Annotated in this window: 13 protein-coding genes and 1 tRNA gene; 2 read left to right on the plus strand and 12 right to left on the minus strand. The window is 69.3% G+C overall.

The window, feature by feature from the left end:
• Position 1 precedes the first annotated feature (1 nt).
• From Q5064_RS04425 to pyrE, 4 genes are all read right to left on the minus strand, one after another.
• Positions 2 to 1,144, minus strand: coding sequence for a M42 family metallopeptidase (locus Q5064_RS04425; RefSeq protein WP_302962611.1), 1,143 nt, complete (start codon positions 1,142 to 1,144; stop codon positions 2 to 4).
• A 1-nt stretch (position 1,145) separates the two neighbouring features.
• Positions 1,146 to 1,442 (minus strand): hypothetical protein, encoded by a 297-nt coding sequence (locus Q5064_RS04430; protein ID WP_016309093.1) that lies wholly within the window; start codon positions 1,440 to 1,442, stop codon positions 1,146 to 1,148.
• A gap of 124 nt (positions 1,443 to 1,566) precedes the next feature.
• A tRNA-Thr gene (locus Q5064_RS04435) sits at positions 1,567 to 1,641 on the minus strand.
• A gap of 210 nt (positions 1,642 to 1,851) precedes the next feature.
• A complete protein-coding gene (pyrE, locus tag Q5064_RS04440; protein ID WP_302962614.1) occupies positions 1,852 to 2,535 on the minus strand; it encodes an orotate phosphoribosyltransferase in 684 nt (227 codons plus the stop codon).
• A gap of 221 nt (positions 2,536 to 2,756) precedes the next feature.
• Here pyrE and Q5064_RS04445 point away from each other — a divergent pair, with 221 nt between their 5' ends.
• On the plus strand, positions 2,757 to 4,280 hold the full coding sequence (locus tag Q5064_RS04445) for a putative DNA modification/repair radical SAM protein (RefSeq protein WP_302962616.1): 1,524 nt from the start codon (positions 2,757 to 2,759) through the stop codon (positions 4,278 to 4,280).
• Positions 4,281 to 4,289: 9 nt separating this feature from the next.
• Positions 4,290 to 5,222, plus strand: coding sequence for a TIGR03915 family putative DNA repair protein (locus Q5064_RS04450; RefSeq protein ID WP_302962617.1), 933 nt, complete (start codon positions 4,290 to 4,292; stop codon positions 5,220 to 5,222).
• 4 nt (positions 5,223 to 5,226) lie between these two features.
• Here the strand turns inward: Q5064_RS04450 and Q5064_RS04455 are convergent, their stop codons facing one another.
• The 8 genes from Q5064_RS04455 to tmk form a co-directional block, all read right to left on the minus strand.
• Positions 5,227 to 6,129 carry a DegV family protein gene (locus Q5064_RS04455; protein WP_302962619.1) on the minus strand — a complete coding sequence of 301 codons (903 nt, stop codon included), beginning with the start codon at positions 6,127 to 6,129 and terminating at the stop codon, positions 5,227 to 5,229.
• A gap of 301 nt (positions 6,130 to 6,430) precedes the next feature.
• Entirely contained in the window at positions 6,431 to 7,384 is a 954-nt protein-coding gene (locus Q5064_RS04460) for a radical SAM protein (protein ID WP_302962621.1), read from the minus strand.
• Entirely contained in the window at positions 7,359 to 8,324 is a 966-nt protein-coding gene (locus Q5064_RS04465; protein WP_302962622.1) for an NAD(P)-binding domain-containing protein, read from the minus strand. The genes Q5064_RS04460 and Q5064_RS04465 overlap by 26 nt, the downstream gene beginning before the upstream one ends.
• On the minus strand, positions 8,324 to 9,250 hold the full coding sequence (locus tag Q5064_RS04470) for a DegV family protein (protein WP_302962624.1): 927 nt from the start codon (positions 9,248 to 9,250) through the stop codon (positions 8,324 to 8,326). The genes Q5064_RS04465 and Q5064_RS04470 overlap by 1 nt, the downstream gene beginning before the upstream one ends.
• A gap of 87 nt (positions 9,251 to 9,337) precedes the next feature.
• A complete protein-coding gene (locus Q5064_RS04475) occupies positions 9,338 to 10,792 on the minus strand; it encodes a nicotinate phosphoribosyltransferase (RefSeq protein ID WP_302962625.1) in 1,455 nt (484 codons plus the stop codon).
• On the minus strand, positions 10,793 to 12,337 hold the full coding sequence (locus Q5064_RS04480) for a regulatory iron-sulfur-containing complex subunit RicT (protein ID WP_302962627.1): 1,545 nt from the start codon (positions 12,335 to 12,337) through the stop codon (positions 10,793 to 10,795). It lies immediately after the preceding gene.
• Positions 12,315 to 13,472, minus strand: a complete 1,158-nt coding sequence (locus tag Q5064_RS04485; RefSeq protein ID WP_302962628.1) for a DNA polymerase III subunit delta' — start codon at positions 13,470 to 13,472, stop codon at positions 12,315 to 12,317. The genes Q5064_RS04480 and Q5064_RS04485 overlap by 23 nt, the downstream gene beginning before the upstream one ends.
• Positions 13,465 to 14,463, minus strand: a complete 999-nt coding sequence (gene tmk, locus Q5064_RS04490; protein WP_302962667.1) for a dTMP kinase — start codon at positions 14,461 to 14,463, stop codon at positions 13,465 to 13,467. Before tmk ends, Q5064_RS04485 begins: the two co-directional genes overlap by 8 nt.
• Between the last annotated feature and the right edge of the window lie 3 nt (positions 14,464 to 14,466).

The following is a 14,466-nucleotide window of genomic DNA, read 5'->3' on the forward strand; positions in this document are numbered from 1 at the left end:
CCTACGCCTCCTTGGACGGGCGCGCGACCGCGGCATCGTCGCCAGCTTCGGCCGCCCCCGCGCTCGCCGCGCCGCCCATACCGGGCACGAAGCTCACATCGGCGGACAGGTCGCGGGCGAAGCGCACGATGAGGCGCACCGTGGCCTGAAGATCCTCCAGGCACACCACCTCGGTGGGCGTGTGCATGTAGCGCAGCGGCACCGAGATGAGGCCGGTGGGAATGCCGTCGCGAGCCACCTGGATGGCGCGGGCGTCGGTGCCGGTCACAGAGGGCTCGGCCTCCAGCTGGTACGAAATGCCCTCGGCCTTCGCGGCGGCCACGAGCCGCTCGAAGACCACGGGGTTGATGTTCGGGCCGCGGGCGATGACCGGGCCGGCCCCGCAGACGATCTTGCCGTACTTGGTCTTGTCGATGCCGGGGTAGTCGGTGGCATGGGTCACGTCGAAGGCCAGAGCCACGTCCGGGTTCACAGCATGGGCGGAAGTCATGGCGCCGCGGGTGCCGATCTCCTCCTGGGTGGTGGCCGCGGCGATGAAGTCGCCCGGGGCACCGCCGGCCTTCGCCAGCTCCTCCATCACGCGGCAGGCGATCCACACGCCGCACTTGTCGTCGAAGCACTTCGACACGGCCATGCCGTCGCCGAAGCGCTCGAAGCCCACGCCGAAGGTGATGGGGTCGCCCACGGACACGAGCTTCTTCACGCGCTTGGGCTTCATCCCCAGATCGATCACGAGCGACGAGAGCGGCGTGACGTTCTTGCGCTCGTCGGGCTCGATGAGGTGAATGGGCTTGCGACCCACCACGCCGCGCAGCACGCCGCTTTCCGTATGCACGTCCACGCGCATGCCGGGCAGAATGGCCGCGTCGACCCCGCCGAGCGAGGCCACCGACAAGAAGCCCTCGTCGGAGATGTAGGTGACCATGAGGCCGATCTCATCCATGTGCGCCGCCAGCATGAGCGTAGGCGCGCCCTCCTCGGTGCCCGCAAGCAGTGCCCGCACCGAACCCATGGTGTCGGTGGTTATCTCGTCGGCCACATCGGCCAGACGCTCGCGCACGAGCGCGGCGGCCGGCTCCTCGAACCCGGTCGGCGAAGGGGTCTCCAGCAGCTCCTTCAGAAACTTCACGTGCTTCTTCTTCATATCACCAGTATCCTTTCGAATGCTTCCGCTTACGCTCGGGCTTGGGCGGACGGAAATCGAGCGCCAGCTGGCCGTCGGTGGTCTTCTCCTGCTTCTCGGCGGGGGCCGCGCCCTTGCGCTCCACCTTCTCGATGGTCCACGACACCGCGCCCGCGCCGAACAGCTCCAGCATCTTCAGGCGCGCGTCGTGGGCGTTGGCCTTGGTGTTGGCGCGCGCGTCGCTCTCGAACTCGAACAGGCCGCGTTCGCGGTCGTGGGAGCCTTTGGGCGACTGGTAGTGGGCGATGTAGGTTGCCATAGACGCTCGGATTCCTTCCTTCTCTAGCTCGCCCGCCATTCTAGCACGAGGGGCGCGAGCGCGTGCCGCCGCAGGGCCGACAACGCAAAAGCGGACCGGAATGATTCCGATCCGCTTTGAATGCTGGAGCCAGTGACAGGAATCGAACCCGCAACCCACTGATTACAAATCAGTTGCTCTACCGTTGAGCCACACTGGCAAAGTGTCCGCGACCCGCGAGGCCGCGTCCGCGAGCGGAGCCTTCAAGCCGCACTCGCGAGCGCCCATTGTACGACAACGGGCCCGTTTAGAAAAGGCCGCGCACCGCATGCCCACAGGCCGACGGCGCGCCGCTGCAACGCCACGCCCCCCGCACACGCCGGGTCCCGCGCCGCGATTACAGCCCGGAAGTCCTTCCGCGGCCACAGCGCTATTCCTTGGCGCCCCACTGCTCGTAGTAGGCGTCGATAGCCGCCGCGATGGCGTCGTCGATGACCACGCGGCCGGCCACCTCGCGGTTGTGCAGGCACTCCTTCACCTCGGCCATGGACACGATGGAGGCCACCGGGAAGCCGTACTTCGCCTCGATCTCCTTCTGCGCCGTGGTCACACCGCCCTTCCCCACTTCCATGCGGTTCAAGGACACGATGAGCCCGCGCACGTCCACGTCGGCCGCCGCCTTCAGGATGGGATAGGTCTCGTCGATGGACTTGCCCGAGGTGGTCACGTCCTCCACCATGATCACGCGGTCGCCGTCATGCAGCTCGGCGCCCAGAAGGTTGCCCGCATCGGCCCCGTGATCCTTCACTTCCTTGCGGTTGCAGCAGTACTTCACTTCCTTGCCGTAGAGCTCCTGCAGCGCCATGGCCGTGACCACCGCCAGCGGGATGCCCTTGTAGGCCGGCCCGAACACCACGTCGAAGTCGAGCCCGAAGTTCTCGTTGATGGCCTGGGCGTAATAAAGGCCCAGGCGGTGCAGCTGCTCGCCCGTCACATAGGCGCCCGCGTTCATGAAGAACGGCGACTTGCGCCCGCTCTTCAACGTGAAGTCGCCGAACTTCAGCACGTCGCTTTGCACCATGAACTCGATGAACTCGCGTTTGTAAGCCTCCATGGCCGCCCTTTCGTCCCATGAGGTTCGCCCTCGTTGCTTCCAATAGGGAACATGATACCCGATTCGCCCGCCCGTTTTCGCCGAGCAGGCGAAACCGCCGGGACGGAAGCGGGCCTCCCGTCGGCCGGCGCGCCGAGAGCGGCGCAATGGGACCGCTTGACACCCGAACATTTATTCGGTTACTATAACGTACATTCATTCGTGCGAACAGGTGTGCTGTCATGGTCAGACTGCGGAAGGGGGCGGCGGTGAACGTCATCGAGAAGCTGGAAGTGCTTGCCGATGCGGCGAAGTACGACGTGGCCTGCACCTCCTCGGGCGTGGAGCGGGCCGGCAAGAAGGGGCAGCTGGGCGCGGCGCGTCAGGCCGGCTGCTGCCACTCCTTCACGCCGGACGGGCGCTGCGTCACCCTGCTCAAGGTGCTCATGACCAACGCCTGCATCCACGACTGCTGCTACTGCGTGAACCGCGTAAGCAACGCCGAGGTGCGCCGCACCGCCTTCACCCCGCGGGAGCTGGCCGACCTCACCATCGGGTTCTACCGACGCAACTACATCGAGGGGCTCTTCCTGTCGTCGGGCGTGGTCGGCTCGCCCGATACCACCACCGAGCTCATGATCGAGGCCCTGCGCATCCTGCGTGAGGAGTACGGCTTCCGCGGCTACATCCACGCGAAGGCCATCCCCGGCACCTCGCTCGAGCTGCTCGACGAACTGGGGCGCCTGGCCGACCGCCTCTCGGTGAACATGGAGCTGCCGAGCAAGCAGAGCCTGGGGCTTCTCGCGCCGGGCAAGTCGCGCCACTCCATCTTGGGCCCGATGCGCCACATCCACGACTCCATCGCCGAGGACGCGGAATCCCGCTCGCTGGCGAAGAAGCGCACCACGGTGTACCGCACGAAGAAGATCGCCCGCAAGGCCCAGGCCTTCGCGCCGGCCGGGCAATCCACCCAGATGATCATCGGCGCCACCCCCGAGAGCGACTTCCAGATCCTGAACCTGTCGGCGGCCCTCTACCAGCAGCTGTCCTTGAAGCGCGTGTTCTTCAGCGCGTATCTGCCCGCCGTGGCCCATCCCCTCCTGCCCGCCACCGACGCGGTGCAGCTGAACCGGGAGCACCGCCTCTACCAGGCCGACTGGCTCTTGCGCTTCTACGGCTTCAGCGTCGAGGAGATCATCGACGAGGAGCACCCCTTCTTGGAGCCCGACGTGGATCCGAAGGCGAACTGGGCCCTAAACCACCTGGACTTCTTCCCCGTGGAAGTGAACACTGCGCCCCTGGAGGCACTGTTGCGCGTGCCCGGCATCGGCGTGCGCGGGGCGAAGCTCATCCTGCGGGCCCGGCGCCAGTCCACGTTGGGAGAGGCGGAGCTGCGCAAGCTCGGCATCGCCTACAAGCGAGCCCGCTACTTCATCACCATGAACGGCGCTTGGGGAGGCTCGGGCATCGATTTCTCCCGCGACGCGCTGCACGCGCGGCTTTCCGCCCCCATCGACGGCGGCCGCCACGGGCGGCGCGCCGACAAGGCGATGGCCGGGCAGATGAGCCTCTTCGAGTCCGCCGAGGAGCCGCCCGCGCTGCCCGAGGCCTCCCCTGCCAACCGGGCAGCCCTCGATGCCGCCTTCGCCGCCCAGCGCGAGGCCCTGGAAGGCGCTCCGGTGCCGTCGGGCGGCCAGCGACCGGGCGCGATGCAGCAGGTAGTCGGCACTGAAGAAGTTGCCTTCCTCGCCCGGGCCGTGGCCTAGGATGCGGCCATGAGCAAGCGGGGCGACGCGCGGGCAACTCCCGCCCACGGGGGCTCTCCCGAGATATACGACGAGGTCGCCTATGCCTACGACGGCTCGCTCGAAGGGCTGTTCACGGCCATCTTCGTCTCCTACGAGCGTCACGAGCGCCCCACGGACGTGGAGCCAGAAGAGCGGCTGCAGCCCCGGCTCGGCCAGCGCGTCGCCGTCATCGAGACCGATACGCCCAAAGCCGAGCGGGTGCTTTCCGGCGTGCGCCGCCAGTGCGGCTGGCAGGCCGAGCTGGCCCTCAAGCGCGCCGCCTGCTCCGACGAGCCCGGGGCGGGCACGGCGGCCTACCGCTTCGTGCGCTACGCCATGGACGAGCAGAAGCGCCGCCGCTGCGAGCACTGCCGCAAGCGGGGCAGTTGCAAGGGGCGGGGCGGTATGGGGCCATGTCCCAAGCAGCGGGGGCGCGCCTTCTCGGACATCACCCATCCGGCCGTGGAGCGGCTCTTCCGCATCTCGCGCTCCATCAGCCAGGAATGCGAGCACATGCGCCAGTTCGCCCGGTTCCAGCACCTGCGCGGCGAGGGAGCCGACCTGTGGTTCGCCCGGGTGAACCCGAAGGCCGCCGTCGTGCCCCTCGTGATGGCGCACTTCGTCGAGCGCATGAGCGACGCGCCTTTCATCATCTACGACGAGGTGCACCATATGGCCGGCGTCTACGACGGGGGCGACTGGTACCTGGTGAGCACCCGGGACGCCGGCGATCTGGAGAGCGCCCTGCCGAATGCCACCGCCGACGAGGCGCTCTTCGCCCAGGCCTGGCGCACCTTCTACCGCAGCGTGGCCATCGACGCCCGCTACAACCCCGAGCTGCGCCGCCACTTCATGCCGAAGCGCTTCTGGAAGAACCTCACCGAGCTGACGGAACAGCCCGCGGCCCTCACCCGCCGATAGGCCCCTACGGGCTGAATACCAGCTCGCTGGCCGGCGCGGTCAGCTTGCCCGGCACGGGGCGCTCGCACTCGTAGGCCAGCCCCACGGCCGGCCCCACGTGCACGCCGATGACGGGGCTCACCGGCAGCACCTCCACCGCGTGCCCCACCACCGGCTCCACCGCCTCGCGGGCCCACTGCACGGCAGGCGCCGCCGCGCCGATGTAGTGCACCACCACGCGCTTGAGCCCGCAGGCCTCGACGTCTTCCTTGAAGGTGTCCACCATGCGAGCGAGCGTCTTCTTCCACGTGCGCACCTTCGCGAGCGTCGCCGTCTCCCAGTCGGCCACGGTGAGCACCGGGGAGATCTGCAAGAGGCCGCCGAGGAGCGCCGAGGCGCCGCCGATGCGGCCGCCGGCCTTCAGGAACGCCAGGCTCTCCGGCGCGAAGATGAACCGCGACGATGCCACCGCGTCCGTCGCCGCCCGGGCGCATTCCGCAAGCGAGGCCCCCGCATCGCGCGCGTCGGCCGCGTCCAGCACGGCGAACATCTCGTCGCCGCAGTTCGACGTGGAATCCACGAGCGTGCAGCGGAACTGCTCGAAGCGTTCCCTCACGGCCCGGGCCGCCCGCACCGCGCCCTCGAAGGTCCCCGACATCCTCGACGACATGAAGATGCCCAGCACCTCGTCGCCGACCTCGGCGGCCCGGCCGAAGAGCTCTTCGAGCGCGTGCTGCGATGGCTGGCTCGAGGTCGGCGGATTGTCGATCATGTCCGCGATGTCCTCGTAGAAGGCCGCCACGTCCATATCGGCCTCGCGATACTCGCGCCCCTCGCGGTTCACGTACAGCGACACCACCTCGATGTCGCGATTTCGCACCACCTCGGCGGGAATGGAAGCAACCGAATCGGTAACGATCTTGACCACAACGTCTCCTCTCAAACATCAGGTCTGCCCGCAGATACCCGCGGGCGAAAGTTTCCGCTATGCTACCCCATAAAACCTCGCGGGAACCCCTCGGGCGTATTTGTTCACCCAGCGGTCAACCGAGGCCGCCAGGCGCGCCATCCGCAAACGGCCGCGCTACCCCGCCGCAACCTTCGCCACGTCACATGGCGCCTCACCCGCCGCGAGCACCCTCCGCACAGCCCCGCACGTTCCCCGCACGCCCCGCGCAGCCCTGCGTATCCTCACATGCCCCCGCACGGAGAGACGGGAGCGGCGGTTCCTACACTCCCGTGAAATCGAAGGCGGGGATGAAGCTCTCTTCGGCAGCGCCGCCCTCCTGCCAGAAGTAGTCCTGCACGCCCAGGGCGTCTGCATAGTCGAGGAGCTCCTCGTATTCCGCATCGGGCACCGTATGCGCCAACTCCGGAGCCGCCGCAAGCGCCGTAGCAGCCCGCTCGCTTCCCTCCGCTGCGACGCGGGAGAGCACGGGGGTGTACTGGTTCATGAGGGACAGCCGCACGGCTCTCCCGAAGCGCTCGTGCAAAAGCCGCACCACTGCCTTCGAGTTCTCCAGCGCCCCGGGCAGCATGAGGTGGCGCACCACCACGCCGCCGACCAGCCGCTCCTGGCCGCGGTACTCGTCATAGCGAGGCTCGCCCGCCTCCTTCACCATGGCCTCCAATGCCGCCAGCGCCACCTCGGGGTAGTCGGCCGCATGGGAGTAGCGGCGCGCGAGCACGGCGTCCGCGTACTTAAAGTCGGTGAGATAGGCGTCCACGAAGCCCCCGTTCGCACGTACCGCATCCACGGTCTCGTAGCCGCTCGTATTCCACAGCACGGGCAGCCCCATGCCGGCCTCGCGCGCCGCGTCAATCGCCGCGCGAATCTGCGGCGCATAGTGCGTGGGCGTCACGCAGTTGATGTTGAGGGCACCGGCCCTCTCAAGCTCGCCTATGATGGCGCCCAAGCGCTCCACGGTAATCTCGCGAGCATGCTCGCCGAGGGCGATATCGGCATTCTGGCAGTACACGCAGCGCAAGGGGCAGCCGGCGAAGAACACCGTGCCGCTGCCGTCCTCGCCGGAGATCGGCGGCTCCTCCCAGAAGTGCAGCGCCGCCCGCGCCACCATCAGGCGATTATCGGCTCCGCACAAGCCCCGCTCCCCCGCCGCGCGATTCACCCCGCATGCCCGGGGGCACAGGTTGCACTCAGTTGGCAGAGTAGTCGAAGCCATCGTAGTCGGCCGGGTCGTTCCAATCGGCATCGTCGAAGGCATCCCAATCCTCGTCGCCCTCATGATCGTGATCGTGGCCGCCGCCGTAGGCCCGCTCGGCACGGGTCCAGTCGAGGCCCGCCTCGGCCCCGGTCGCCTCGTCGCGGTACACGAGCGCCAGCGCCGCCGGGGCCATATCCGACCCGCCGATGACGGCGAGCAGCTCCAGCAGGTGCATGGTCGCCTCCACGCCCGGCAAGATCACCTCGGCATCATCGGCCGCCATGAGCGCGGCGGACAGCTCGGCCAGGAGCATCTCGGCCGTGTAGTCGCCCGTAAAGCGCTTCTGCCGCACGGCCCGCACCACCGGGTCGGCGCTCACGGGGCTGAACAGCGGCACCTGATCGGCATCGAGCGCGCCCACCGAGCGGGCCGCCGCGTCGTCGAGGGCCACCGCCTCGATGGCGCTCACCAGCGCCGCCGCCAAAGGCAGCGTGTGGGTGTTGCGCATGAGCTGGGCCCGGCCCGGCGCGCCCACCTCCACCACCTCGCCGAAGAGCGCATCCAGAAGGGAGCGCACCGCCGGCGGAATCTCGGCCTCGGAGGCCACCGGCCCCAGCAGGTTCTCGCGGGCGAAGGCGTTCTCGGCCACGAGCGAGCGCACCGTCACCGGTGCCTCCACCATGACCAGGTCGTTCACCGTGGCCACGGCGTTTATCTCGCGAGCGAAGTTGGGGGTCGTAGCCGACAGGTCCACGAGCACCGAGCCCGGTGCCACGCTCGTCACCAGGCCGCCGTCGCCGAAGTACAGATCCTCCAGCGCCGAGGCCGAGGTGCAGAAGGTGAGCACGATGTCGGCCGAGGCCGAATCGGAGGCGCGCACGAAGCCGGCGTCGGCCAGGCGGCCCTCCACGGCTGCGATGAACGTGGGCGCGCCCACATAGGCGTAAGACGTTGCCATCACTTCTCCCCCTTCACCTTGCGGGCGATGCGGTCGGCCACCGACAGGTTGTCGCGCTTGTCGTGACCCCAGAACACCACGGCGAGCATCTCAGGCCCCACGTGGCTGCCGATAACGGGCCCGATGCTGCATTCCAGGATGAGCAGGTTCGGATCCTCCTTCAGCAGCGCGTCCTTCAAGCGGCCCGCGTCCTTCGGGCAGTCGGCGTGCCCGATGACAGCCGTGTGGGTGGGGCCGGCCGGATCCACGTTCTTCTTGTAGTACTCCACGAGCTGCTTGATGCCCTTCTTGCGGCCGCGGGCCACGCCGGTGAGCGCCAGCTTGCCGTCCTCGCCGATGACGAGCAGCGGCTTCACGTCGAGCGCCGCACCGGCCACGGCCACCGACGCCGGGATGCGCCCGCCGCGGCGCAGGGCCTCCAGGTCGTCCACCATGAACTCCTCGTTCACGAAGCAGCGCGCCTCCTCGGCCCAGGCGGCCAACTCGGCGGCGGTCATGCCGTTCTCGTGCTGCACGAGGGCCCCGTAGACGAGCAGCCCCTCGGCCACGCTGGCGAGGTGGGTGTCCACCAGGTAGAACTCGAAGTCGGGGTACTCGGCCAGCACCTGATCGCGCACGACGCAGGCCGCGTCGTAGGTGGCCGAAAGCCCGCTCGAGAACGCCAGGTACACGCATGGGGTGCCCTCCTGGGCCGCCGCCGTGAACGTCTCGGTCAGCGTCTGCAGGGCCACCTGGGCCGTGCTCGGCTCGGAGCCTTTGCGCATGGCGTTGTAGAAGTCCTCGGCCGAGGAGGTCTCGAACAGGTCGTCCTCGAACGTGCCCCCGTCCATCATGTAGGGGAACTTCATGAGCGTGACCCCCTCGCGCTTGACGAGGTGCGCGGGCAAATCGCAGCACGAGTCGATGATCAGATGACAGTTGGCCATGAAAGCCCCTTTCCGACGGCCCTTCGCCGCCCTCGAACGGAAGCGCGGACGCCGGCCGTACGGCCGGGTCCCAAGCATCCGCAGGTTCTACACGATGCCGCGCAGCTCGGCCACGAGGGCCCGGCGCCGATCGTTCAATCCCAACTCCAGCCCCACCGGGTAGGTGTGGGGGTTCAGCATGCGCAGCTGGGTCTCGTCCAGCGTATCCAACCCGGCAACCGCCCGCGTCCGCGCCGCCATGGCGTTGCGGAACTGAGGGGCGAGCACCACCGCTCCCCCACGGGCGAGCGGCATAAGCAGCGTCTCGAAGCGCAGGCCCGCCAGATTCTTCTGCCGCAGGTCGTCCATGGGATCCACGATGACCTCGCGGGCATCGGGCTCGAAGTTCACGTCGAACACCATGTCCCCGGCCACGCGCCCGTCGGCGTGGTAGTAGCGGCGCACGTCGAGCACACCCGGCGTGGTCAGCTTCGCGGCCGACTCCGAAATCTTCAGGCGCATCTCCCACGGGGCGTCGGCGTTCGGGCGCACAGCGGCCAGCTTGTACACCCCGCCCAGCGTCGGCTGGTCGTAGGCGCTCGCGAGCTTGGTGCCCACGCCGAACGACGTGACGCACGCCCCCTCGTCGAGCATCGACTGGATGGTGTACTCGTCCAGATCGTTCGACAGCACGATGCCGCAGTCGGAAAGCCCCGCCGCGTCCAGCATGCGCCGGGCCATCTTGGAAAGCCACGACAGGTCGCCCGAATCGATGCGGATGCCCGCGAGGCGCTCGCCCCGCGCGCGCATCTCCAACCCCACGGTGATGGCGTTTTCGATGCCGCGCTCCACGTCATAGGTGTCCACGAGCAACACGCAGTTGTTCGGGAAGGCCTGCGCGTATGCGCGGAAGGCCTCCAGCTCGTCGTCGAAGGACATCACCCAGGAATGCGCGTGGGTGCCCGACACGGGGATGTCGAACAGGCGCCCGGCCAGCACGTCGGACGTGGAGGCGCAGCCGCCCACCACCGCGGCCCGGCTCGCCCACACGCCGCCGAGGCCCTGGGCGCGGCGCAGCCCGAACTCGGCCACAGGGCGCCCTTTGGCGGCCCGGCAGACCCGTGCGGCCTTGGTGGCGATGAGCGTCTGGAAGTTCACCATGTTCAGAAGCACCGTCTCGATGAGCTGGCACTGCAGGATGGGGCCCGTGACGCGCACAATGGGCTCGTGCGGGAACACGATGGTGCCCTCGGGCACCGCGTCAATGTCCACGGTCAGGCGCAGGTCGGCCAGGTAAGCGAGGAAGTCGCCCGAAAACAGCTTGCCGCCGCCCGGAGCGTCGAGACCCGCGAGGTAGGCGATGTCCTCTTCCGTGAAGCGGAACTGCTCCACCATATCGGCCAGCTGCGCCATGCCGCAGGCCACCGCGTAGCCCCCCTTGAAGGGGTAGTCGCGGAAGTACATGGTGAAGCAGGCCTCCTCGTCGGTCTTGCCCGCATCCCAGTAGCCCTGGGCCATGGTGATCTGGTACAGATCGGTCAGAAGCGCGTAGTCCACGTTCATCTACTCGGCTCCCCCCTGCGCACCGCTGCCAGCGCCGTTCGCACCGCCACCGTTCGCGCCCGCGCCACTGTCCTTGGGCTTGCGGCTGCGGCGGCGCCGACGCGGCTTGCGCGCGCCCTCGGCGGCCTCGCCCGGCGCGCCCGCGCTACCCTCGGGGCGGGTCGCCGACAGGCCCGACGACTTCTGCCCGGGCCGTGCGCCCCCGCGGGGCTTGCCGGCACCCGACGCGCCCTTGCCACCGTTGCCGCCGCCGGAGCCGGCGTTGCCCTTGCCGCGGCCCTGCCCCTGGGAGGAGCGGCCCGCATCCGCGCGCCCGGCGCCGTCCTTCGCGCGCCGCGTCCGCCGCGGCTTGGGCGCGCCGCCCTCGGCAGCACCCTCGTCCCGCGAAGTGGACACGCGCTCCAAAGCGCGGCCGTCCTCGGCCGAGGAGAGCTTCGTGGAACGGCGGCGCTTGCGGGGCGCCGGCGCGGCCGCAGCCACCCCCGAGCCCTCGCCGCGGCCGACCGAGCGCTTGTTGCGCCCGCGACCGCCCTCGCCGCCGCGGCTGCGGCCCGAGCCCGATCCCTTGCGCGACGAGCCGCCGCCGGTATGGCGAACCTTCGCGCCCTCGGCCAGCTTGTCGGAGCCGGTGAACTGGCTCGTCGAGAAGATGAGCGCCTCGCCCAGCCCGCTGCCGTGCTCGGCTGTGGCCTCCTCCCAGGCCTCCTCGCCCACGGAGTTGGGGCGGTTCGCGCCCTCCGGCGCCGGGTCGAAGGCGGCAAGCGGCACCTTCACCGGCTTTTCGCCCTCCACCTTCAGCGTGATGATCTCCTGGGGCACATCGTGGTCGATCACCTTGGCCGGCCCCAAGGGGGTCTGCACGGTGCCGTTGAGCTTGGGCGCCCGGCCCTTGAAGTCCTTGTAGGCGTCGAACTCGTAGCGCAAACAGCACATAAGGCGCCCGCACAGACCCGAGATCTTCTGCGGGTTCAACGAGAGCCCCTGCTCCTTGGCCATGCGGATGGACACCGGGCAGAACTCGCCGCCGAGCCGCTTGCAGCACAGCTCCTGGCCGCAGTGGCCGATGCCGCCCACCATGCGGGCCTCGTCGCGCACGCCGATCTGGCGCATGTCGATGCGCACGTGGAAGCGGCTGGCCAGCTTGCGCACCAGCTCGCGGAAGTCGATGCGCTCCTCGGCCTCGAAGTAGAAGACGGCCTTGTCGCCGTCGAGCAAGAACTCCACCGAGACGGGGTGCATGTCCTCGTGGGCCTCCCGCGCCATCTCCTTGAAGACGGGCAGCGCCTCGCGGGACTTCTCCTCCATCTCGCGCGCCCGCTCCACGTCCTCCTCGGTGGCGATGCGCTCCACCGGGCGCAGGGCGCTCTTCAAGGCGCGCACCTGCTCCTCGGGCACCTCGATCGCGTCGCTCGCGGCAATGCCGAACTCGGTGCCGCGGGCGGTGCGCACCACCACGGGCATGTCTTTCTCTATCTCCAACTCGCCGGGATTGAACCACAGCGTCTTGGGGTTGAAGGTCAAGTTAATCGGTGCGACCCGAACCATGGACAACCTCTCTTACGTCGAACAGCAACGCGTCGATGCACGTTTCCGGGGATACATTATAGGCAAGGGCGCGCTCGCACTCGTCCACCTTGGCGGCGGCTGCGGCCAAGCGGCCCGCATCGGCGCCCGAGAACAGGCCGACGAGGGTGTCGCGCGCATCGGTGTTGACGATCAGGTCGGGAGCGCCGGCGGCCACCATCATGCCGTCGCGCAGCCACGAGCGCACGATGGAGGTGGTCTGGCGCAGGCACTCGGTGGTCTTCGCCGAGAGCGACCGCTTGTTGCGGGCCTCGATCTGGCGGATGGCCGACTTCGCGAGGAAGTCCGCGTTCTCGGCCAGCTCCGCCTCCTGGGAGGCGCGCACCTCGTCGAGGGGCGCCTGGGAGGCCTTCAGGATGTCGCGGGCCATCTCCACCACGTCCCAGTCGTCGGCCTGCCCGAGCCGCGCGAGGGCGGCCAGAAGCCGGCTGCGGAAGGACAGGCGCTCGTTGCCTGGCGCCTGCAGAAAGGCCACGGCCGCCGTGATGGAGCCGCCGCAGGCCTCGATGGCCATGCGCGCCTGGTCGGGGGCGGCGCCGGTGTTCTGCGCCACGATGCCGGCCGCCTCGGAGGCCGGGATATGCCGGAAGGGCACCACCTGGCAGCGGGAGACGATGGTGGGCAGCACCGACTCGCGGGTACGGCCCAGAAGGATCATCACCACATCGGACTCGGGCTCCTCCAGCGTCTTCAGAAAGGCGTTGGCGGCGCTCGCGCCCAGCTGGTCCACGCGGTCCAGGATGTAGATCTTCTTATCGGCCTGGATGGGCGCGAGCGACACGTCGGCCACGATCTCGCGCACCTGCTCCACCAGGTACCCGGCGGCCCCCTCGGGGGCGAAGTAGCGCACATCGGGGTGCTTGCGGCGCATCACGCGGTCGCAGCGGCTGCAGTCGCCGCACATGCCGCCGCGGGGCCCCTTGGGGCCCTTGGGGCACAGAAGCGCCTGGGCGAGCGCGTAGGCCGCGAGCGTCTTGTTGGAGCCCGCCGGCCCCACGAACAGGTAGGCCTGGGTCACCCGCTCGGACACCACCGACGCGCGCAGAAACTCGCGCACCTTCGGCTGGCCCAGGATGTTCTCGAAGGCATCAGCCACGCCGCTCCCCCTTCGATCGCTTGCGCCCCTTGGCCCCCTTCCCGCCGGAGCGGGCCTTGCCGTCCGACGAGTCCTTGGACTTGCGCTTCTCGCCGGCCCGGCCGTCCTTCCCGCCTCGATCGCCCTTGCGGTCGCGGCGGCGCTTGCGGGCGTCCTTGCGGCGGCGCTCCCGCGCGCGCTCGCGGCGCTTCTCCTCCATTACCTCGGTGACGAGAACGTCCAGCGAGCTGTCGTCGGCAGCGAGAGCCTCGGCCGCCCCGGGCAGCACATCGTCCAGCGCGGCGAGCACGGCGCGGAAGGTGTCGGCCCGGTGCAGCTGCGACTCCACCCGGTGCACGCGCGCCGGATCGGCGGCGGCCAGCTCTTCGAAGCCGTCGGCCACGCGGCGGTGGAACGCGTCGCCGGCCCTCTCGAGCCGATCGGCCCCCTCGCGGCGCCCCATGCGCGAGCGCACGACCTCCTCCGAGGCCACGAGCAGCACCGTGGCGTCGGGAGCCAGCCCGTCGCAGGCGAAGCGGTTGGCCGCCTCGATGAAGAAGCCGTCCAAGCCCCGGCCCGCGCCCTGGTAGGCCACCGTGGAGTCGTAGAAGCGGTCGCACAGCACGACCGCACCCCGCCCGAGAGCGGGCTTTATCACCTCGTCGACGATCTGGGCCCGGGCGGCCTCGTAGATGAGCAGCTCGGCGCGGTCGCTCATGGCCCCGTGGGCCGGGTCGAGCACCACGCGCCGCAAAGACTCGCCCACGGCCGTGCCGCCGGGCTCGCGCAGGCGCAGCACCTCGCACCCGCGTTCTTCCAGGAAGCGCGCGAGAAATCGGATCTGGGTGGACTTGCCCGCCCCGTCGCCGCCCTCGAAGGTGATGAACAGCCCGCGCGGCGGCTCGGCGGCCGAGGATGCTCTCCCGATGTCGTCGGACGGCTTCGCGCACGGGGCTTCCGCAGCGCGGCCGGCCGCCCCTTCCCGAATCGGATCCATCGTCTCTCCCCGCATCTC

The organism is uncultured Adlercreutzia sp., assembly GCF_958431955.1.
Taxonomy (GTDB): domain Bacteria; phylum Actinomycetota; class Coriobacteriia; order Coriobacteriales; family Eggerthellaceae; genus Adlercreutzia.